This window comes from Streptomyces sp. NPDC088147, assembly GCF_044741565.1.
In the GTDB taxonomy this organism is placed as follows: Bacteria; Actinomycetota; Actinomycetes; order Streptomycetales; family Streptomycetaceae; genus Streptomyces.
Map to the genome: position 1 here is coordinate 504497 of NZ_JBIUSY010000003.1, position 20038 is coordinate 524534.

16 protein-coding genes are annotated in these 20038 nt (G+C 72.1%); 5 read left to right on the forward strand and 11 right to left on the reverse strand.

What is annotated here, in order from left to right:
- Positions 1-37 precede the first annotated feature (37 nt).
- The 3 genes from ACIOGX_RS13060 to ACIOGX_RS13070 all read left to right on the forward strand — a co-directional run bounded on the left by ACIOGX_RS13060 (position 38) and on the right by ACIOGX_RS13070 (position 4267).
- Positions 38-754 carry an ABC transporter ATP-binding protein gene (locus tag ACIOGX_RS13060; protein ID WP_356518076.1) on the forward strand — a complete coding sequence of 239 codons (717 nt, stop codon included), beginning with the start codon at positions 38-40 and terminating at the stop codon, positions 752-754.
- A complete protein-coding gene (locus ACIOGX_RS13065) occupies positions 751-3603 on the forward strand; it encodes an FtsX-like permease family protein (RefSeq protein WP_401912702.1) in 2853 nt (950 codons plus the stop codon). The genes ACIOGX_RS13060 and ACIOGX_RS13065 overlap by 4 nt, the downstream gene beginning before the upstream one ends.
- Before the next feature lie 121 nt (positions 3604-3724).
- Positions 3725-4267, forward strand: a complete 543-nt coding sequence (locus ACIOGX_RS13070) for a bacterial proteasome activator family protein (protein WP_129772923.1) — start codon at positions 3725-3727, stop codon at positions 4265-4267.
- Between the two features lie 154 nt (positions 4268-4421).
- Here the strand turns inward: ACIOGX_RS13070 and ACIOGX_RS13075 are convergent, their stop codons facing one another.
- The 7 genes from ACIOGX_RS13075 to pdhA all read right to left on the reverse strand — a co-directional run bounded on the left by ACIOGX_RS13075 (position 4422) and on the right by pdhA (position 12823).
- Positions 4422-5411 (reverse strand): NAD(P)H-quinone oxidoreductase, encoded by a 990-nt coding sequence (locus tag ACIOGX_RS13075; RefSeq protein WP_383968268.1) that lies wholly within the window; start codon positions 5409-5411, stop codon positions 4422-4424.
- Between the two features lie 45 nt (positions 5412-5456).
- A complete protein-coding gene (locus tag ACIOGX_RS13080; RefSeq protein WP_356518082.1) occupies positions 5457-6512 on the reverse strand; it encodes a potassium channel family protein in 1056 nt (351 codons plus the stop codon).
- A gap of 20 nt (positions 6513-6532) precedes the next feature.
- Positions 6533-8194, reverse strand: coding sequence for a molybdopterin molybdotransferase MoeA (locus ACIOGX_RS13085; protein WP_401912706.1), 1662 nt, complete (start codon positions 8192-8194; stop codon positions 6533-6535).
- Positions 8191-9066 (reverse strand): NTP transferase domain-containing protein, encoded by an 876-nt coding sequence (locus tag ACIOGX_RS13090; RefSeq protein WP_356518086.1) that lies wholly within the window; start codon positions 9064-9066, stop codon positions 8191-8193. The genes ACIOGX_RS13085 and ACIOGX_RS13090 overlap by 4 nt, the downstream gene beginning before the upstream one ends.
- A 69-nt stretch (positions 9067-9135) precedes the next feature.
- Positions 9136-10620, reverse strand: coding sequence for a dihydrolipoamide acetyltransferase family protein (locus ACIOGX_RS13095; protein WP_401912709.1), 1485 nt, complete (start codon positions 10618-10620; stop codon positions 9136-9138).
- A complete protein-coding gene (locus tag ACIOGX_RS13100) occupies positions 10620-11624 on the reverse strand; it encodes an alpha-ketoacid dehydrogenase subunit beta (protein WP_383968280.1) in 1005 nt (334 codons plus the stop codon). Before ACIOGX_RS13100 ends, ACIOGX_RS13095 begins: the two co-directional genes overlap by 1 nt.
- Positions 11621-12823 carry a pyruvate dehydrogenase (acetyl-transferring) E1 component subunit alpha gene (gene pdhA, locus ACIOGX_RS13105; RefSeq protein ID WP_401912712.1) on the reverse strand — a complete coding sequence of 401 codons (1203 nt, stop codon included), beginning with the start codon at positions 12821-12823 and terminating at the stop codon, positions 11621-11623. The genes ACIOGX_RS13100 and pdhA overlap by 4 nt, the downstream gene beginning before the upstream one ends.
- A 188-nt stretch (positions 12824-13011) precedes the next feature.
- Between pdhA and ACIOGX_RS13110 the strand changes: the two genes are divergently transcribed.
- Positions 13012-13551 carry an Lrp/AsnC family transcriptional regulator gene (locus tag ACIOGX_RS13110; protein ID WP_383968286.1) on the forward strand — a complete coding sequence of 180 codons (540 nt, stop codon included), beginning with the start codon at positions 13012-13014 and terminating at the stop codon, positions 13549-13551.
- A gap of 73 nt (positions 13552-13624) precedes the next feature.
- On the opposite strand, the gene ACIOGX_RS13115 is transcribed toward ACIOGX_RS13110, so the two are convergent.
- Positions 13625-14245 carry a TetR/AcrR family transcriptional regulator gene (locus ACIOGX_RS13115; RefSeq protein WP_401912715.1) on the reverse strand — a complete coding sequence of 207 codons (621 nt, stop codon included), beginning with the start codon at positions 14243-14245 and terminating at the stop codon, positions 13625-13627.
- Positions 14242-15765, reverse strand: a complete 1524-nt coding sequence (locus tag ACIOGX_RS13120; protein ID WP_401912718.1) for a 3-hydroxyacyl-CoA dehydrogenase — start codon at positions 15763-15765, stop codon at positions 14242-14244. Before ACIOGX_RS13120 ends, ACIOGX_RS13115 begins: the two co-directional genes overlap by 4 nt.
- 217 nt (positions 15766-15982) lie before the next feature.
- Here ACIOGX_RS13120 and paaN point away from each other — a divergent pair, with 217 nt between their 5' ends.
- The gene (gene paaN / locus ACIOGX_RS13125; protein ID WP_401912720.1) at positions 15983-17716 is read left to right on the forward strand and encodes a phenylacetic acid degradation protein PaaN; all 1734 of its coding nucleotides are present in this window, start codon (positions 15983-15985) and stop codon (positions 17714-17716) included.
- A gap of 126 nt (positions 17717-17842) precedes the next feature.
- On the opposite strand, the gene ACIOGX_RS13130 is transcribed toward paaN, so the two are convergent.
- Together ACIOGX_RS13130 and ACIOGX_RS13135 are read right to left on the reverse strand one after the other, a co-directional pair.
- Complete coding sequence (locus tag ACIOGX_RS13130) at positions 17843-18640, reverse strand: TrmH family RNA methyltransferase (protein WP_401912723.1); 798 nt, start codon at positions 18638-18640, stop codon at positions 17843-17845.
- A gap of 99 nt (positions 18641-18739) precedes the next feature.
- Positions 18740-20038 (reverse strand): HTTM domain-containing protein, encoded by a 1299-nt coding sequence (locus ACIOGX_RS13135; RefSeq protein WP_401913394.1) that lies wholly within the window; start codon positions 20036-20038, stop codon positions 18740-18742.

Below are 20038 nucleotides of genomic sequence, written 5' to 3' on the forward strand. Positions count from 1 at the left end.
GTCGCCTCAGTCGCAGCAGCGCTCGTCGCAGCGGCCCGTGCTCCAGCTCCAGGAGCTGACCCGCGTCCACGGCAGCGGCGCCACCGAGGTGCACGCGCTGCGCGGCATCAACCTCGATGTGTTCCCCGGCGAACTCGTCGCCGTCATGGGCCCGTCGGGCTCCGGCAAGTCCACGCTGCTCACCATCGCGGGCGGCCTCGACACCCCCACCTCGGGCCGTGTGATCGTCGAGGACACCGACATCACCACCGTCGACCGCAAGAAGCTCGCGGCCCTGCGCCGGCGCAGCATCGGCTACGTCTTCCAGGACTACAACCTGATCCCCGCGCTGACCGCCGCGGAGAACATCGCGCTGCCCCGCGAGCTCGACGGCGTTTCCGCGCGCAAGGGCCGCGTCGAGGCCCTGGCCGCGCTCCGGGAGATGGGCCTGGAGGAGCTGGCCGACCGGTTCCCCGACGAGATGTCCGGTGGCCAGCAGCAGCGCGTGGCGATCGCCCGCGCCCTCGTCGGTGACCGGCGTCTGGTCCTCGCGGACGAGCCGACCGGCGCCCTGGACTCCGAGACCGGCGAGTCCGTGCTCGCGCTGCTGCGCACGCGCTGTGACGCCGGCGCGGCCGGCATCCTGGTCACCCACGAGCCGCGCTTCGCGGCCTGGGCCGACCGCGTGATCTTCCTGCGGGACGGCGCGGTCGTCGACCAGACGCTGCGCAGCCAGGCGGACTCGCTGCTGACGGGCCAGGCGGCCGAGCTGTGAAGACCTGGTTCCACTCCTGGCGCGCCGCGATACGGATAGCCCGCCGCGACGCCTGGCGCTTCAAGGGACGCAGCTTCCTCGTCCTCTCCATGATCGCGCTGCCCATCCTCGGTGTGAGCGCCGCGGATCTGACCCTGCGCAGCTCGGACCTCTCGGCGACGGAGCGCCTGAACCGCGACCTCGGCCGGGCCGACGCGCGGATCTCCGACCCGTCGCTGGCCGGTGAGCCCCTCCTCCAGAGCCCGACGGGCGAGCAGTACACGCCGGTGGGCGACTTCGAGAACAAGCCCTGGCCCGACGGTCCCACGGACACCAAGAAGGCCATCCCGGCGGGCTCCACCGTCCTGGAGGACACGGTCGGGTCCGGCAAGCTCCGTACCACGCACGGGCTGCTGCACACCGAGATCCGGGAGATCAAGGCGTCGGACCCGATGGCCCGGGGCATCATGCGCCTCCTCGACGGGCGCTTCCCGGAGAAGGGCGGCGAGGTCGCCGCGACCACGCACTTCCTGGAGACCAGCGGGCTTCGCGTGGGCTCGAAGCTGACCGCCCGGGGGCTCGACGCCGACTACCGGATCGTCGGCGCGTACGAACTCCCCAGCTCCCTCGACTCGGACCAGGTCACCGCCCTTCCGGGCGCGTTCCTGGCTCCGCTCGACAAGGCGCTGAAGGCCGACGATCTGCCCGGCACGTCCCCGACCACCACGCAACTGGTGCGCGTCTCGGGCGGTTTCACGTGGAACATGGTGCAGAAGGCCAACGCCAAGGGCGTCACGGTCACCTCACGCGCCGTACAGCTGAACCCGCCCGCCGACTCCGACGTCCCGCTGTACCAGCAGGAGGGCTGGGAAACGTACGAGCAGAGCGCGGCGTCCAAGACCTTCGAGATGGCCGCGGCCGGCACCATCGTCGGTCTCGCGATGCTGGAGATCTGTCTGCTGGCGGGGCCCGCCTTCGCGGTCGGCGCCCGGCGCTCACGCCGTCAGCTCGGCCTGGTCGGGGCCAACGGCGGCGACCGGCGCCATATCCGGGCCATCGTGCTCGGTGGCGGTCTGGTGATCGGTGTCGTCGCGGCCGTCGTCGGTACGGTCCTCGGGATCGCCCTCACCATCGCCCTGCGTCCCGTGCTGGAGGACTACCTCGGCCAGCGCTTCGGCGGCCTCGCGTTCCGGCCGCTGGAACTGACCGGTATCGCGGCGCTGGCCGTGCTCACCGGTCTGCTGGCGGCGATCGTCCCGGCCGTCACCGCGTCCCGTCAGACCGTGCTGGCCTCGCTCACCGGCCGCCGCGGGGTGCGCGGGAGCAGCAGGGTGCTGCCGGTCCTCGGGCTGATCGCGTTCGCGCTCGGTGCCGCGATCGCGCTGTACGGGTCGACGATGACCGACCAGTTCGCGGTCGTCGCGGGCGGCAGCGCCCTCGCCGAGCTGGGTGTGGTCGCGCTGACACCGGCCCTGGTGGGTCTGTTCGGCCGGATCGGTCGCTGGATGCCGCTCTCACCGCGGCTGGCGCTGCGTGACGCCGTACGCAACCGGGGACGCACGGCCCCCGCCGTGGCCGCGGTGCTGGCCGCGGTCGCGGGCACGGTGGCGGTCTCGACGTACCAGGCGAGCAGCGATGCCCAGAGCCGGGCCGCGTATACGCCGGAGCTGCCTCATGGCGCGGTCTCCGTGATGCTCGACGAGGGCGGCGGCCGGGATGTCCCGGCCGTGCGTACGGCCGTCCAGCAGAATCTGCCCACCGAGATCCGGGCCGATGTGGACCGGATCTCGGTCGGGAAGTCCAGTTGCTCGATGTGGGGCGACGGCGACGGCTGCGGGCAGTACGAGGTGGTCGTGCCGAAGGCCAACCAGTGCCCGCTGTGGGTGACGGGCAATGATGGCGAGGACCCTTCGGAGAAGTACAGCAAGGCCGAGCGGCGCAAGCTCGTCAAGGACTGGCGGTGCAAGGAGGGCAAGGTCTACAGCTTCGTCAACGGCGGTGTGCTGATCGGTGACGGCAAGCTGCTGACGGTCCTCGGGGTCAAGGACGCGGGCGCCGAGAAGGCGCTGGCGGACGGGCGGATCGTCTCCTTCGACAAGCGGAACATCGACAGGGACGGCAAGATCGGCATCCGGCTGGTCACCGACACGGACGCGGCCGACGCGGCCAGGGAGAAGGGCGAGGAGGCGCCGGGCGTCGTCACGTCGGTCGCCGCCCACCAGGTCGGGGACGCGCCCAACGTGTACGGCATCACGATGGTCATGACCCCGGCCACGGCGGAGAAGGCGGGTCTCAGCACCGTCCCGCTCGGTGCGTACTACTCGACCGGCGCCATGCCGAGCAGCGCCCAGAAGCAGAAGCTGGACAGCGAGCTCGACAAGACCGGCAGCGATGTCACCCTCCACATCGAGAGCGGGTACGAGAGCGAGAGCGACATCGTGCTGCTCGCGCTGACCGTCTTCGCGGGGCTGGTCACCATCGGCGCCGCCGGGATCGCCACCGGTCTCGCCCAGGCCGACGCCGAGGCCGACCTCAAGACACTCGCCGCGGTCGGTGCCCCGGCGCGGGTCCGCCGGACGCTCAGCGGGTTCCAGTGCGGGGTGGTGGCGGTGATGGGTGTGCTGCTCGGCTCGGCGGCCGGGGTGCTCCCGGCGATCGGGCTGCGGCTGACCCAGCGGCGCAGCGAGCTGGACTGGTACCACAAGGCGCTCGACGAGGGTCTCGGCGCCACCAGCATTCCGAACGTACCGATCGTGATCCCCTGGGGAACGCTGGCCGCGCTGCTGGTGGCCGTGCCGCTGGGCGCCGCGATCCTGGCGGCGCTGGTCACCCGCTCGCACCGGGTGCTCGGCCGCCGGGCGGCGACGTAACCCCTGACCCCACGGGCCCGCCCGGGGAATCACCGCGCGACCGTGCCCCCGTACCAAGGTCATCCGCCTTCGTACGGGGGCACACCATGTGGTGACGCACATGTGCGAGACAATGGGCCGCATGGAGATGCCGAGGAACGAACGGTCGCAGGAGAGCCCCCACGTCCTCGTGGTGGGACAGGACGGGATGGCGCTCGGCGGCGGTGGAACCGACGACGGCGCGCGCGAGATCCCGGTGACGGAGATGGTCGAGCAGCCCGCGAAGGTCATGCGCATCGGCAGCATGATCAAGCAGCTTCTGGAGGAGGTGCGGGCGGCGCCTCTTGACGAGGCGAGCCGGGTACGGCTCAAGGAGATCCACGCGGGCTCCGTGAAGGAGCTGGAGGACGGGCTCGCCCCCGAGCTCGTCGAGGAGCTGGAGAGGCTCTCGCTCCCCTTCACGGACGAGGCCATTCCCTCCGAGGCGGAACTGCGGATCGCGCAGGCCCAGCTGGTGGGCTGGCTGGAGGGCCTCTTCCACGGGATCCAGACGGCGCTGTTCGCGCAGCAGATGGCGGCCAGGGCCCAGCTGGAGCAGATGCGCCGCGCGCTGCCGCCGGGTTCGGTCCAGGAGGACGACGGGGATCAGGGCCACGGCACGATCGGCTCGGGCCCGTACCTGTAGATCCCCTGGATCGTTTGCACCGCTCCGACGACTCTGTCCGGCGCGGCTGATTCTGTCCGGCGCGGCCCGGCGCACTGTGTGTGTGCCGGGCCGCGGACGTGTACAACGCCGACGCGTCAGGCGCTGGGGGGCGCCGTCGGCCGGTGGGCGTGGTTCAGGCGCTCGCGGACGTGACCAGCAGGATCTTGCCGACGTGCGTGCTCGCCTCCAGGGCGCGGTGCGCCTCGGCCGCCTCCGGCATGGGCAGCGTCCGGTCCACGATCGGGCGGACCCTGCCGTCGGCGATCAGCGGCCAGACATGCTCCCGTACGGCCGCGACGATCGCCGCCTTCTCGGCCAGCGGCCGGTGGCGCAGCGAGGTCGCCGTGATGGCCCCGCGCTTGCCGAGCAGGGCGCCCAGATTGAGTTCGGCCTTCACGCCGCCCTGGAGACCGATCACCGCCAGCCGGCCGTTCACGGCCAGGGCCCGTACATTCCGTTCCAGATATTTCGCGCCGACGATATCGAGGATGACGTCCGCGCCCGCGCCGTCCGTGGCCTTGCGGATCTCCTCCACGAAGTCCTGCTCGCGGTAGTCGATCAGGATGTCCGCGCCCAGCTCGGCGCAGCGTGCCAGCTTCTCGGGCCCGCCCGCCGTGACCGCGACACGCGCGCCCACCGCCTTGGCCAGCTGGATCGCCATCGTGCCGATCCCGCTCCCCCCGCCGTGCAGGAGCACCGTCTCGCCCGGTCGCAGATGCGACACCATGAAGACGTTCGACCAGACGGTGCAGGTGACCTCGGGCAGCGCCGCCGCCGAGACCAGGTCCAGGCCGCTCGGCACGGGAAGCAGCTGCCCGGCCGGTACGGCGACCTTCTCGGCGTACCCCCCGCCCGCCAGCAGCGCGCACACCTCGTCGCCGACGGCCCACCCCGAAACCCCTGGGCCGAGTGCGGCGATCGTGCCCGCGCACTCCAGACCGGGGTACGGGGGCGAGCCGGCCGGGGGATCGTAGAAGCCCTGTCGTTGCAGCAGGTCCGCGCGGTTGACGGCGCTCGCCGCCACGTCGACGAGCACCTCGCCCTCGCCGGGTACGGGATCGGGCACCTCGGCCCATACAAGCGCCTCGGGGCCACCGGGTTCCGGAATCGTGATCGCATGCATGGCCGCGAGGCTACTCCGGCGGATGCGAAGCGGCGCCCGGTACGGTCAGTTCGAGTGGTCGGGCCCGGACGGGCTCTGCGCCCGGACAATGGTGATCAGACGGTCGGTCAGCTGGAGCGGGCTGGCGGCGGGATCGTCGTACCCCATCAGCCGGTGGCCGCGCAGCACGCTCACCACGAGGTCGTCCGTCTCCCGTACATTCCGGCCCACCTCGGCCTTTATGACGGGCCGTTCGATGATGTCGAGGCCGCTGCCCTGCTGGATCAGATCCTCCATCACCGTGCCCGCGCTCGGGCTGAGCACGGACAGCCCCAGCAGCCGGCCGGCCGCGCTGGCGCTGGTGATGACGGCGTCGGCACCGGACTGGCGCAGGAGCGGTGCGTTCTCCTCCTCGCGCACGGCGGCGACGATCTTCGCGGCCCGGTTGAGCTGACGTGCGGTCAGCGCCACCAGCACGGCCGTATCGTCGCGCTGGGTGGCGATGACTATCTGACGCGCCCGCTGCAATTCGGCACGGATCAGCACATCGCTCCGGGTCGCGTCGCCGACCACGCCCACGAACCCTTCCGCGTTGGCCGCGTCGATGACCTTGTTGGACGGATCGACGATGACGATCTGTTCCTTCTTGAGCCCCGTGGCACAGAGGGTCTGCATCGCCGAGCGGCCCTTGGTGCCGAAGCCGACGATGACGGTGTGGTCACGCAAGTTGGACCTCCAGCGGTTCAGCCGCCACTCCTCCCGGGTGCGCTCCGTGAGCACTTCGAGAGTGGTACCGACCAGAATGATCAGGAAAAGCACCCGCAGCGGGGTCACCAGCAGCACATTGACCAGCCGCGCGCTGTCGCTGTACGGGACGATGTCGCCGTACCCCGTCGTCGAGAGCGTGACGGTCGCGTAGTAGACGGCGTCGAGGAAGTCGACCGAGTCATCCGCGTTGTCGTGGTAGCCGTTTCTGTCGATATAGACGAGAAACACCGTCAGAGCGAGGACGAACAGCGCCATCAGCAGCCGCCTGGTGACCTGACGCAGGGGCTGTACGGCTGTACGGCGCGGAAGCTTGACCCGCGCCGCGACGAGATGTTCGTCGGCGTGCCTGGCCATCGCATCTTGGCCGGGAAGTTTCACGTGAAACACCCTCCATCGACCGATGCCGCCCACGGCAGGTCGAGAACTTCGAGTTCGTCACCTGGCCGCGCGCCGCCCGGCGGCACGACCGCGAGTCCATCCGCCGCGGCGATACCGCGCAGCATGGCGGGACCGTTGAAGTGCAGCGGTACGAGCCCCTCGTCATGGTGCACGAACGGCACCAGCCGGGTGTCATGCGGGTGGCCGTGCACCGCGTCCCGCAGCGGTGCGCGGTACGGAGGACGGGGCGCCCGCCCCGCCAGCGTGCGCAGCAGGGGCTCGGCGAGCGTCAGCAGCCCGGAGACCGCGGCGAGCGGGTTGCCCGGCAGCCCGACCAGATGCCGACCCGAGGACAGCCGGGCCAGCAGCATGGGATGCCCGGGGCGTACGGCGACCCCGTCGACCAGCAGCTCGGCGCCCGTCTTGTCGAGCACCGGGTGGACATGGTCGACCGGTCCCCCGGCCGTACCGCCCGTGGTGAGGACGAGATCCGCCGTGGACCGGGTGACCGCGCGGCACAGCGCCTCGGCGTCATCGCGGATCCGGCGGGTGGCGATGACATCGGCGCCGAGCGTGCGGAGCCAGGGCGCGAGCATGGGGCCCAGCGCGTCACGGATCAGCCCGTCGTGGGGCAGCCCTTCGGTGAGCAGTTCGTCGCCGAGGACCAGTACCTCCACGCGCGGGCGCGGGAAGGTGACCAGTTCGTCATAGCCGGCCGCCGCCGCGAGCCCGAGGACGGCGGGGGTCACCAGGGAGCCGGCGGGCAGCAGCCGGTCGCCGGCCCGGCACTCCTGGCCGCGCGGTCTGATGTCCTGTCCGGGGATCACCTCGCGGTCGGCGTGGAGATGGCCCCGGCTGTCCGTACGGGCGTGCTCGCTGCGGATCACAGCGGTCGTGTCGGGCGGGATACGGGCGCCGGTGGCGATCCGTACGGCCGTACCGTCCGGGAGCGGAGCCACCGCCCCATGCCCGGCCAGGATGCCGAGGTCGTCGGCGTCGTGGAGGCCGGGGGTGCCGGCCCCCTGGACGCCGGAGGTGCCGGCCCCCTGGATGCCGGGAGCGTCGGAGCCCTGGACGTCTGGGGTGTCGGGACCCTGGAGGTCAGGGGTGTCGGCCGCCCGCGTTCCGGGGGCGTCGGCCGTCGCCCCGGCTCGCGAGGAATCCCTGACGGGCCGCACGGACCACGGACCCGGCCCCGAGACCGCCCAGCCGTCCATGGCGGAGGTGTCGAAGGACGGCAGATCGGTGAGCGCGGTGAGCGGCTCGGCGAGTGCCCGGCCCAGCGCACGGTCGAGGGGTACGGAGGCGGTGCGGGCGTCCGGGACCGACCCCGCCGCGCGAGCCGCGAGCGCGCGGGCGGCCTCCCAGGGCTCGGCGTGGTGCCGAGCGGTCGTGGCGGAAGCGGCGCCCGGGTCTTGCGTGGCGCCGTGGCCCGGTCCCGTGCCGTGGCCCGGTGCGGCGCCGCGGGTCCGGTCCTGTTCCTTGCCGGGCGCCTGGCCCTGGCTCTGGCCCTGGTCATGGCGGTGCCCATGGCTGTGACGCGGATCGTGGGCCGGCGCCGTGACCGGGTCCGGCGATTGGCCCGCGCTCGGTGGCTCTCTGCCGACGAGGGCCAGGGCGTCGTCGAACCCGTCGGCCTCGCGGTCCTGGGCCGTCATCCGGCGTCGGCCCCCTTGGCGCCCGGTCCGTCGGTGCCCTCCGTCTCGTCCGCCCAGCGCAGAGCGAGCGCCACGGCCTTGCGGGCGGCTTCGGCGACCGCCTCGGGACCGTCTCCGCCGGCCTTGGCCGCCGCGTAACCGACCAGGAAGGTCGTCAGCGGGGCAGCGGGCCTGGCGACGCCGTGCGCGGCGTCACGGGCGAGGTCGAGAAGTACACGGGTGTCGACATCCAGCTCGATGCCGAGTTCGTCCTTGACTGCGGTGATCCATTCGTCCAGCACGGTCCCATGCTCTCTGATCCTGGCCCGCGCTGTGGAGATGTCTTCCCAGGTGTCGCAGTCGAAGGAGGCCAACGGATCGGCGTCGACCCGGGCGAGGTCGAGTTCCTGCACCAGCAGGCGGAGCGGCAGGCCGGGCAGACTGCCGTACTCGGTGGCGAGAAGGGCCAGTTCACGGCGGAGCGGTTCGGCGCGGTAGGCGGCGACCAGCGGCTGGTCGCGGCCGTCGGCGTCGGTGAGCAGCGCCCCCTCCCGGCCTGTTCCGCCCAGCGTCTCGATCAGGCGGCGCACCGTCGGCTCCCCCAGGAACGGCAGGTCCGCGGAGAGGACGAGCACGGTGTCCGCCTCGGCACACCGCACCCCCGCGTCGAGCGCGGCGACCGGTCCGCCGCCCGGCGGATCCTCGCGCGCCCAGCGCACCGGCCGCACCGTGGGCCGCCTGCTGCCCACGACCACGGTGCGGGCGGCCCCTTCGCAGGCCGCCAGCACCCGGTCGAGCAGCGATCTGCCCCCGACGCGTACCCCTGGCTTGTCGGCGCCGCCGAGCCTCTTGGCGGCACCTCCGGCGAGCACGATGGCGTCATACGCGGTCATGGCTGAAGTATGGGCCGCGACCGCCCGGCAGCAGCACCCGCGGTGGCCGGTTTCCGGACGAGCGACGGCCTACAGCGTGCGCAGCAGCACCGCCGGCTGTTCGACGCAGTCCGCCACGTAGCGCAGGAAGCCGCCCGCCGTGCCGCCGTCGCAGACGCGGTGGTCGAAGGTGAGCGACAGCTGGACGACCTGACGCACGGCCAGCTCGCCCTCGTGCACCCACGGCTTGGGCACGATCCGGCCGATCCCGAGCATCGCCGCCTCGGGGTGATTGATGATCGGCGTCGAGCCGTCGACCCCGAACACCCCGTAGTTGTTGAGGGTGAACGTCCCGCCGGTCAGCTCGCCCGGCGTGAGCGTGCCCGACCTGCCCGCCTCCGTCAGCCGCGCGAACTCGGCGCTCAGCGACTCCGCCGAGCGGGCCTGCGCGTCCCGTACGACGGGGACGACCAGGCCGCGGTCGGTCTGCGCGGCGAAGCCGAGATGCACCTCCGGCAGGCGCACGATCTCCCGGGCGGCCAGGTCCACGGTGGAGTTCAGCTCGGGGTGGCGGGCGAGGGCCGCCGTGCAGATCCGGGCGAACACGGCGAGCAGCGAGATCTTGGCCCCTCCGGCCGCGTTCATCGCCCTGCGCGCGGCCAGCAGTTCCGTGGCGTCCGCGTCGACCCAGCAGGTCGCGTCCGGGATCTCGCGACGGCTGCGGGTGAGCTTGTCCGCGACCGCGCCGCGTACGCCCCGCAGAGGCACCCTGGTGACGCCGGGCCGCGCGGACGGGGAGGCCGCCGCCGGAGCCGGTGCCGGGGACGGGGACGCGGTCGGTGCCATGACAGGAGCCGGGGCCGTGGCAGGAGCCGGGGCGCTGACGGCGGACGGCGTCTGTGTGGCGCCCCGGTGGATCGCCTGCTCGACATCGCATCGCAGGATCAGCCCGTCCCGCCCCGTGCCCGTCAGGCCCCGCAGATCGACACCGTGCTCACGGGCCAGCCTGCGCACCAGCGGGGAGACGACCGGGACCGGCCCGGCCGCACCGTTCACCGGTTCACGAACGAGGGCGGGGGCGGCGGGGGACGCGCTCAACGGCGCCCGGCGGACCCGGCGCCTGCGCGCCGCCGGAGCGCCCGTGCCGTATCCGACCAGTACATTGCCCGACGTCTCGTCGGAAGCGGAAGCGGAAGCCGAAGCCGAAGCCGATGCGCGGGCCGGCGTCGGGCCCGGGGCCGGAGCGGCGGCCGGGGCGGGCGCGGCGGCCCGCGGCGTGGCCGCCGTCGCCGGGGCGGGGGCCGTGTCCGACACGTCGGCAGGGTCCGACGCGCCCACCGCCACGGTCAGCAGCGGCGCCCCGACGGGCAGCTCCGTGCCCTCTTCGCCATAGCGCGCCGTCACCACACCCCCGTAGGGGCAGGGCACCTCCACCATCGCCTTGGCCGTCTCGACCTCGACGACCGGCTGATCGACGGCGACGACATCCCCCACCGACACCAGCCAGCGGACGATCTCCGCCTCGGTCAGCCCTTCCCCGAGGTCCGGCAGTTTGAATTCCAGCACCTGGGCCATCAGCTCTCCGTCTCCCACTGGAGTCGCGCGACCGCGTCCAGCACCCGGTCCACTCCCGGAAGATGGTGCCTCTCCAGCATGGGCGGCGGATAGGGAATGTCGAATCCGGCCACACGCAGCACCGGCGCCTCCAGATGGTGGAAGCAGCGCTCGGTGACCCGCGCGGCGATCTCCCCGCCCGGTCCGCCGAATCCGGTGGACTCGTGGACGACGACCGCGCGCCCCGTGCGCCGCACGGACGCCGCGACCGTCTCGTCGTCGAACGGCACCAGTGAGCGCAGGTCGACGACCTCCAGGTCCCAGCCCTCGGCGCGGGCCGCCTCCGCCGCCTCCAGGCAGACCGGCACGGAAGGACCGTAGGTGATCAGCGTGGCACTGCTGCCCCGGCGCCGGACGGCGGCCCGCCCGATCGGAGCGACCTCGGCCGGCTCGTCCGGCGACCACGGGGCCTTCGACCAGTAGAGCCGCTTCGGTTCCAGGAAGATCACCGGATCGTCGGAGGCGATCGCGGCCCGCAGCAGCCCGTACGCGTCGTCGACCGTCGCGGGCGTGACGACGTGGAGGCCGGGCGTCGCCATGTAGTACGCCTCCGAGGAGTCGCTGTGGTGCTCGACCCCGCCGATCCCGCCGCCGTACGGCACCCGCACGGTGATCGGCAGCGGCATCGCGCCCCGCGTGCGGTTCCGCATCTTCGCCACATGGCTGATCAGCTGCTCGAACGACGGATAGGCGAAGGCGTCGAACTGCATCTCCACGACGGGCCGCAGGCCGTACATGGCCATCCCGACGGCCGCCCCCAGAATGCCGGCCTCGGCGAGCGGGGTGTCCGTACAGCGGTCGTCGCCGAACTCGGCCGCGAGCCCGTCGGTGATCCGGAAGACCCCGCCGAGCGTGCCGACGTCCTCACCGAGGACATGGACGGAGGGGTCCTCGGCCATCGCGTCGCGCAGCGCGCGCCGCAGGGCCTGCGCCATGGTGGCGGGCTTCACCGCGACGGTGGTCATCGCACCTCACCGGATCCTTCCGCGCGTCCTTCGCCGGGGCCTTCTTCCGTGTCTTCCCCTGCCGAGGCGTCCAGCTCAGCACGGAGTTGGGCCGCCTGCTCACGCAGCTGGGCGGTCTGGTCCGCGTAGACATGCGCGAAGAGGTCCATGGGGTTGAGCACCGGCTCGGCGTTCATCCGGTCGCGCAGCCGCGCGGCCATCGTCTCGGCGGCGTCCGCGGCCTTCCTGATGCCGTCCTCGTCGAGCACCCCGCGCGCGGTCAGCTCGCGTTCGAGCAGCCGGACCGGGTCGTGCGCGCGCCAGATCTCGACCTCGTCGCCCGCCCGGTAGCGCGTGGCGTCGTCGGCGTTCGTATGGGCGTCCATGCGGTACGTCACGGCCTCGACCAGCGTCGGTCCCCCGCCGCGCCCGGCGCGCGCCAGGGCCTCGCCGAGGACCGTGTGCACCGCGACCACATCGTTGCCGTCGACCAGCCGGCCCGGCATGCCGTACCCGACGGCCTTGTGGGCCAGGGAGGGCGCCGCGCTCTGCTTGGCGAGCGGCACGGAGATCGCGAAGCCGTTGTTCTGGACGAGGAAGACGACCGGGACCTGCCAGACGGCGGCGAAGTTCAGCGCCTCGTGGAAGTCTCCCTCGCTGGTGCCGCCGTCGCCCACGAGGGCGAGCGCGACCACGTCGTCCCCCTTGAGCCGGGCCGCGTGTGCCAGGCCGACGGCGTGCGGCAGCTGGGTGGCCAGCGGCGTCGACAGCGGGGCGATCCGGTGCTCGTGCGGGTCGTAGCCGGTGTGCCAGTCGCCACGCAGCAGCGTCAGTGCCTGTACGGGGTCGAGCCCGCGCGCCACGGCCGCGAGCGTGTCGCGGTAGCTGGGGAAGAGCCAGTCCTGCTCGCGCAGGACCAGCGCGGCGGCGATCTGGCAGGCCTCCTGGCCGGTGCTCGACGGATAGACGGCGAGCCTGCCCTGCTTGGTCAGGGCCGTGGCCTGCGTGTTGTACCTGCGCCCGCGGACCAGCTCGGTGTAGAGCCGCAGCAGCAGGGCGGGGTCGGCCCCGGCCGCGGTGTCCGTACCCAGCACGCGGTACGGCTCGGGGTCGGGCAGCAGCGGCGCGGGGTCGGTACGCGGCCGCCACGCCGGGGGCGAGTGCGGCAGGTGGCCCGCGGCACCGGGCAGTTCCTGGACCGACGTACTGCTTTTCTTCACGCGTGCACCTCCTCGTGGGAGTGGGCGAACGGGTGCCAAAATGTGGCACGCCTCACCTACCGATTGTTCGGTCGACAGGGCATTTTGGCTACACGCGGCTCCAGCCTGTGGACAAACGGTTCTCCACAGCTTGGGATGGACGCAGCCCGTCCATGGCGCGAAGGCGAGGAGACAGGAGAGCTGAACAAATGGCCGACGGCACGGACCACGAGATCGACGGGGTGGGGGTCGGGCCCGGCGCCGAAAGAGGCGGCGGCGGTACGGAGCCCCTGCTTCCGGCGCGCCCGCTGGACGTCATCGACCAGGACATTCTGCGCATCCTGCGAGCGGACGGCCGCGCCTCGATACGGTCCGTGGCCGAGCGCGTCCATGTCTCGCGCGCCAACGCCTACGCCCGGATCAACCGGCTGATCGACGACGGCGTGATCCGCGGGTTCAGCGCCAGCGTCAACCACGAACGCGCGGGCCAGGGCTCCTCCGCGTACATCACCCTGAAGATCGTGCAGAACTCCTGGCGCACGGTGCGCGAACAGCTCCAGGAGCTGCCGGGGGCCACCCATATCGCGCTGGTCAGCGGTGACTTCGACGTACTGCTGCTGGTGCACGCCCCGGACAACCGCTCCCTGCGGGAGCTGGTCCTGACCAGGCTCCAGTCCATCCCCGAAGTGCTCTCGACCCGCACGCTGCTGGTGTTCGAGGAGACGGACCTGAACGGGCCCCTTCCGTAGAGACGGCCCCCTGTTCATGGTCAACGGCCCCCTCTTCGAAGAGGAGGCCGCTGACGAGTTCAGGAGACGACGGCTACGAGCCCTGCGGGAGGCCACCCCGCTGCGGCTCGGTGCGCAGCCCGTCGAAGGCCAGCCGTACGACCGCGTCCGCGACCTGGTCACGGTCATAGCCGCCGGGCGCGTGCGGCCGGTACCACTCCACCAGCGAGTTGACCATGCCGAAGATCAGCCGGGTCGCCAGCCTGATGTCCATGTCGGCACGCAGATCGCCGTCCGCCGCGGCGGCCTTCAGCAGATCGGCGACCCGCTGGTCGAACTCGCGGCGCCGCTCCATGGCCCAGCGTTCGGTCTGGGTATTGCCCCTGACCCGCAGCAGCAGCGTCACATAGGGCAGCTCGGCGATCAGCACCTCGACCGTACGGCGGGTCACGTACTCCACCCGCCCGATGGCCCGTCCGCGCGTCGCCCCCTCCTCTTCGAGGATCCCGAAGAGGCCGTCCAGGGCGCGGCTGACCGCACGGCGCAGCAACTCCTCCTTGCCCACCACGTGGTGGTATATCGAGGACTTGGAGATCCCGGCCGCCTTGGAGAGATGCTCCATGGAGGTGCCGTCGTACCCGCGCTCGTTGAAGACGCGGACGGCGACGGTCAGCAGGGTCTCGGGCGTATAGGTGTCGCGCTTCGCGGTGGTCATGACGCGTCGTCCTCCTGCGCGGCGGCCAGACGGCGCAGGGCCTGGGAGGGGGCGTAGCGGCCCGTGGGGTACTCCTCGTGCAGCGCCTCCAGCGTGTCGAGCGCCCACCGCGCGCCGAGCCGGCCGCCCCAGTCGAGCGGGCCGCGCGGGTAGTTGACGCCGAGCCGCATCGCGAGGTCGATGTCCTCCGGGGCCGCCACCCGGCGCGCCGCCGCGTCGAGGGCGAAGTCCACGAGCATCGCGACCGTACGGGTCACGATCAGGCCCGGGATGTCACCGATCACGCTGACGTCCTTGCCCAGCGCCTGGAACAGGCCGATGGCCTCCTTGAGGGCCGCCTCCGCCACATGGGCCGCGGGCGCGAGCGCGATCCGGGTCGCCTCCCGGTAGTCCAGTGCCAGATCGAAGTGGATGACGGGCATCCCCGCGTCGTCGGCGGCCGAGCCGTCCGCCAGGAAGAGACGTGTGCCGTCGGACAGTTCGAGCCAGCCGGGATAGCCCGGGACGGCGTCCTCCTCACGGGTGACGCCGATCCCCGCCTCCTCGATCAGGCCGGGCAGCGCGTCCGCCGCGAACAGCTCGCCCCGCACGACGACGGACGCGGGCGCCTTCTCCGGCCCCGCCGTGTGCGCGGCGGCCGGCGGCGTGGCGTCCTCGCCGTACGCGTACCACCCCCGGCCGGCCTTCCGGCCCAGCCGCCCCGACTCCACCAGCCGGCGCTGTGCGAGCGACGGCGTGAACTTCGGGTCCTGGAAGAAGGACTCCCAGACCGACCGGGTGACGGCCTCGTTGACGTCCTGGCCGATCAGATCGGTCAGCTCGAAGGGGCCCATCCGGAAGCCGCCGCACTCGCGCAGGACCGCGTCGATGGTCGCGGGGTCCGCGGCCCGCTCCTCGTACACGCGCAGCGCCTCCGCGTAGAAGGGGCGGGCGATGCGGTTGACGATGAAGCCCGGGGTGTCGGCGCAGCGCACCGGCGTCTTTCCCCAGGCCAGCGCCGTCGCGTGGGCGCGCTCGGCGGCCGTCTCGTCGGTCGCGAAGCCGCTGACGACCTCCACGAGGGGCAGGAGAGGGGCGGGGTTGAAGAAGTGCAGTCCCACGAAGCGGCCGGGACGGCGCAGCGCGCCCCCGACGGCCGTGACGGAGAGGGAGGAGGTGTTCGTGGCGAGCAGGCAGTCGTCGGCGACGATGTCCTCCAGCGCCGCGAACAGGTCCCGCTTGACGGGGAGTTCCTCCAGGACCGCTTCGACGACGAGCGCGGCGTCCGCCAGCTCGGCGAGGTCCCGGGCCGGGTGCAGCCGGGCGCGCGCGGCGTCGCGCGTCACGGCGTCGAGACGGCCCTTCTCGACCAGTCGGTCGAGTCGCCCCGCGAGAGTGGTGGCGGCCTGCTCCGCGCGGCCGGGCACGGCGTCGTAGAGCCGTACGGGGTGGCCCGCGACCAGCGCCACCTGGGCTATGCCCTGCCCCATCGTGCCGGTGCCGACGACCGCGACGACGCGGCCGGGCTCGATTGCTGTCATGGACGCAATCCTCCCGTATGAGTGAGCTGTTGAGTGAGCCGGTTATCCACAGATGAGTCGTCCACGGACGAGTCACGGGACGAGTACGGGCGAGTTGTGCACAGGTTCGCCGGACACCCTTGTCCCGACCGATCGTTCGGTTACTCTAACTCTGTCCGCCCGTTCATGTCTCTGTCCGTGTCCCTGATGCTCAGCCCGACCGAGGAGTGGGTCCGTCATGGCCGCCGCCCAGCTCAGTCCCCAGCAGCTCTCCGACAAGCACCGGCCCACGCTCGACCGGGCTCTCGACGCGATCAGCACCCGCGCCTACTGGTCCCCGCACCCCGAGCACCCCAAGGGGTACGGGGAGACCGCCCCGGCGGACGGGCTCGCCGCCTTCCAGGCGCTGCGCGGGACCCGCTTCGAGCTGGACCAGCCGGGGACGGACGGCTGGACCGGTGGCGAGATCTCGCCCTACGGCCCGGCGCTGGAGGTCGAGTATCCGCACGCGGACCTGGATGTCCTGCTGCCCGCCATGCGCGCGGGGATGGGCGCGTGGCGCGAGGCCGGGCCCGAGACGCGCGCCCTGGTCTGTCTGGAAATCCTGGCCAGGATCAGCGCCCGCACGCACGAGTTCGCGCACGCGGTGATGCACACCAGCGGGCAGGCGTTCATGATGGCGTTCCAGGCGGGCGGGCCGCATGCCCAGGACCGCGGTCTGGAGGCCGTGGCGTACGCGTACCAGGAGCAGATCCGTACGCCGGGCGAGGCCGACTGGTCCAAGCCGCAGGGCAAGCGCGACCCCCTTGAGCTGCGGAAGACCTTCACGGCGGCGGGGCGCGGGATCGCGCTGCTGGTCGGCTGCAACACATTCCCGACGTGGAACGGCTACCCCGGCCTGTTCGCCTCCCTGGCCACCGGCAATCCGGTGCTCGTCAAGCCGCATCCGCGGGCGGTCCTGCCGCTCGCGCTGACGGTCCGGGTGGCCCGCGAGGTGCTCGCCGAGGCCGGCTTCGACCCGAATCTGACCGCCCTGGCCGTGGAGCGGCCCGGCGAGGGCATCGCCAAGACCCTGGCCGTACGTCCCGAGATCCGGATCATCGACTACACCGGGTCCACCGCCTTCGGCGACTGGCTGGAGACCCACGCCCGTCAGGCGCAGGTGTACACGGAGAAGGCCGGCGTCAACACCGTCGTGATCGACTCCACCGACGACTACAAGGGGATGCTCTCCAACCTCGCGTTCTCGCTCTCGCTGTACAGCGGCCAGATGTGCACCACCCCGCAGAATCTGCTGATCCCCCGGGACGGCATCACGACGGACGCGGGCGAGAAGTCGTACGACGAGGTGGTGGCCGATCTCGCGGCCTCGGTGAGCGGGCTGCTGGGCGACGACGCCCGCGCCAACGCGCTCCTGGGCGCGCTGGTCAACCCGGAGGTGAAGGCCCGCCTGGACGCGGCGGGCGGGCTCGGGGATGTCGCGCTGGCCTCGCGCCAGATCACCAACCCGGACTTCCCGGACGCGGTGGTCCGTACGCCCGCGATCGTGAAGGCGGACGGCGCCCGCAAGTCCTGGGAGAAGGCGTGGGAGGGCGCGGCCCAGGGCGGCGGCGCCACCGACGCGGAGCTGCCGTATCTCGCGGAGTGCTTCGGCCCGGTGTCCTTCGCGGTCGCCGTGGACTCGACGGAGGACGCGCTGGAACTGCTGCGGCGCACGGTGCGCGACAAGGGCGCGATGACGGTCGGCGCGTACACGACGTCGAGCGAGACGGAGCGCGCGATCGAGGACGTCTGCCTGGAGGAGTCCGCGCAGCTCTCGCTGAACCTCACGGGAGGGGTCTATGTGAACCAGACAGCGGCCTTCTCCGACTTCCACGGCTCCGGCGGCAACCCGGCGGCGAACGCGGCGCTGTGTGACGCGGCGTTCGTCGCGAACCGCTTCCGGGTGGTGGAGGTACGCCGCCAGGCCTGAGGCACGCCGAACACCCGAGGTGTTCCCCGGGCGCCCGGGGAACGGGTGCCGCCCGCCGGTCAGGGGGCGGGCGGCACCGACTCTCCTGGCGGCTCCGACTCCCCTACGGGGACGTGGCCGACTCTCCTACGGGGACGTGGCCGCTTCGGGAGCCGCTGCCTCTTCGGGGACCGCGGCCGGTCCGCCCCAGTGGAACAACGTCATGGCCACGCTCGTGGCGAGGTTGTAGCTGGACACCTGCGGTCGCATCGGGAGCGACAGCAGTGCGGTGGCCCGGCTCCGGACGTCCGCCGAGAGTCCGTGCCGCTCGGAGCCGAAGGCGAGCAGCGCGTCATCGGGGAGGGTCACGGACCGGATGTCCTCGCCCTCCGGGTCCAGCGCGTAGAGCGGTCCCGGAGGAAAGTCATCGGGAGAGAGCCGCTCGACGGCGGTGGCGAAGTGGAGGCCGGCGCCGGCGCGCACGGCGTTCGCGTGCCAGGGGTCCAGGTCGCCGGTCGTGATCACACCGGTCGCCCCGAACCCCGCGGCGAGCCGCACCACGGCCCCGACATTGCCCAGATTGCGCGGGTTGTCCAGGACGACGACGGGTGCCGGACGGGGCAGGGCCGACAGAGCGTCCAGGTTGGTGCGGCGACCGCGCCTGACCGCGAGAGCCGCGATCTGCGTGGCGTGGACACGCGGCACGAGTTCCCGCAGGACGTGGGCCGGTACCTCGACGACGGATTCCTTGATCGCGTCCGTCAGGTCGTCGGCGAGTTCCGCGGCCAGGGCGAGGGCGGCGTCCTTGTCGCTCGTGACGGCCGACCGTACGTCCGCCCCGAACCGGAGGGCGTGTTTCAGCGCGTGGAAGCCGTCGAGGACCACCAGGTCGGGGCCGGCCTCGCGCCACTGCCGTACGGCGCGGGCGGCATCAGCGTCGTTCATCGGCTCAGGGTACGGCGTGTCCGTCGTGACCAGGCAGTTCGTCGGCCCCGCCCGGCCGCTGCCCGAGAGCCGCGGCCATGGCGGGAGACGTGCGGAGTCTCACGGCCGGCCGTCGGAGCCGACAAGGCTGCGGGGCTGGTCAGGGCTCTCGCTCCGCTGCTCGGGCAACGGTTTGCCCCGCCAGAGGAAGAGTCGGTCCCGCAGGTGTGCGATCCGGTCACCGAGCCATCGCAGGAAGTTCGTCGGCAGGAACACCGCGTCCGCGGCGATCATCGCGAGCGAGAAGAACGGCAGCCCGAGCAGCACGGCGATGCCCGCGTGCTCCAGCATCATCGCGACCAGCAGCACATTCTTGACGCGGCGGTTGAAGAGCGTGAACGGGAAGGCGACCTGCACGATGACCGTGCCGTAGCTGAGCAGCATGACCATGAAGCCGCTGGACGCGAGCAGTCCGGAGAGATCCGGCCAGGGCGAGAAGTAGTCCAGCTTGAGCGGGTAGTAGAGGGCGGTGCCGTCCTGCCAGCGCGAGCCCTGGATCTTGTACCAGCCGGCGGTCGCGTAGACGAGACAGACCTCCGCCATGATCACGGCGAGCCCGGCATTGTGGACAAGGTTGGCGAGGATGTCGAGCAGGGCGCGGGGCTCGCCGTCCGGCGCGTACCGGTTCGCCGCCCACCACAGGCCCTGCGCGACCCAGAGTCCCCAGAACAGGATGAGCATCCACAGCTCGACATGGACCCGGTCCAGCGACGTACCGACCAGGAGCGCCCCTCCGAGGACCACCCAGAGGACCGGTCCGACGCGATCCGGTACAGCACGTTCGCGTACGGCAGGGTCGCGTACGGCAGGGTCGCGTACGGCAGGGTCGTGTACGGCAGGGTCGTGTACGGCAGGGTCCGGTACGGCAGGGTCCGGTACGGCAGGGTCCGGTACGCCGTCGGCCGCCTTGCGGGCGGCACGCGCCGCGCGCCTGGCGTCCAGCGACCAGACCTGACCACACCGCGTCAGCACGAGATAGATCGCGATCAGATGGATGATGTTGTCGCCGCCGTCGCCCATGAAGATGGAGCGGTTCTGGAGCGACAGCACCCCGAACATGAAGACCACGGACATCGTGCGGGTGCGCCAGCCGAGCAGCAGCAGCGCGCTGGACAGCACGGCGACGGCGTACACGATCTCGAACCAGACCGTGCTGTCCGACCACATCAGCCCGGTGAAGGCACCGTTCTTGGCGATCAGCTGCTGGGCGAGGTCCCAGCCCCACGGGGCGTCGGGCCCGTACATCTCGCGGCGGTGAGGCAGCTCGCGCAGCAGGAAGAGCAGCCAGGTACCGGCGAACCCGATCCGGACGACGGCGCTCTGGTACCGGCCGAGAGGGCCGCCGGTCACGCGCCGGAT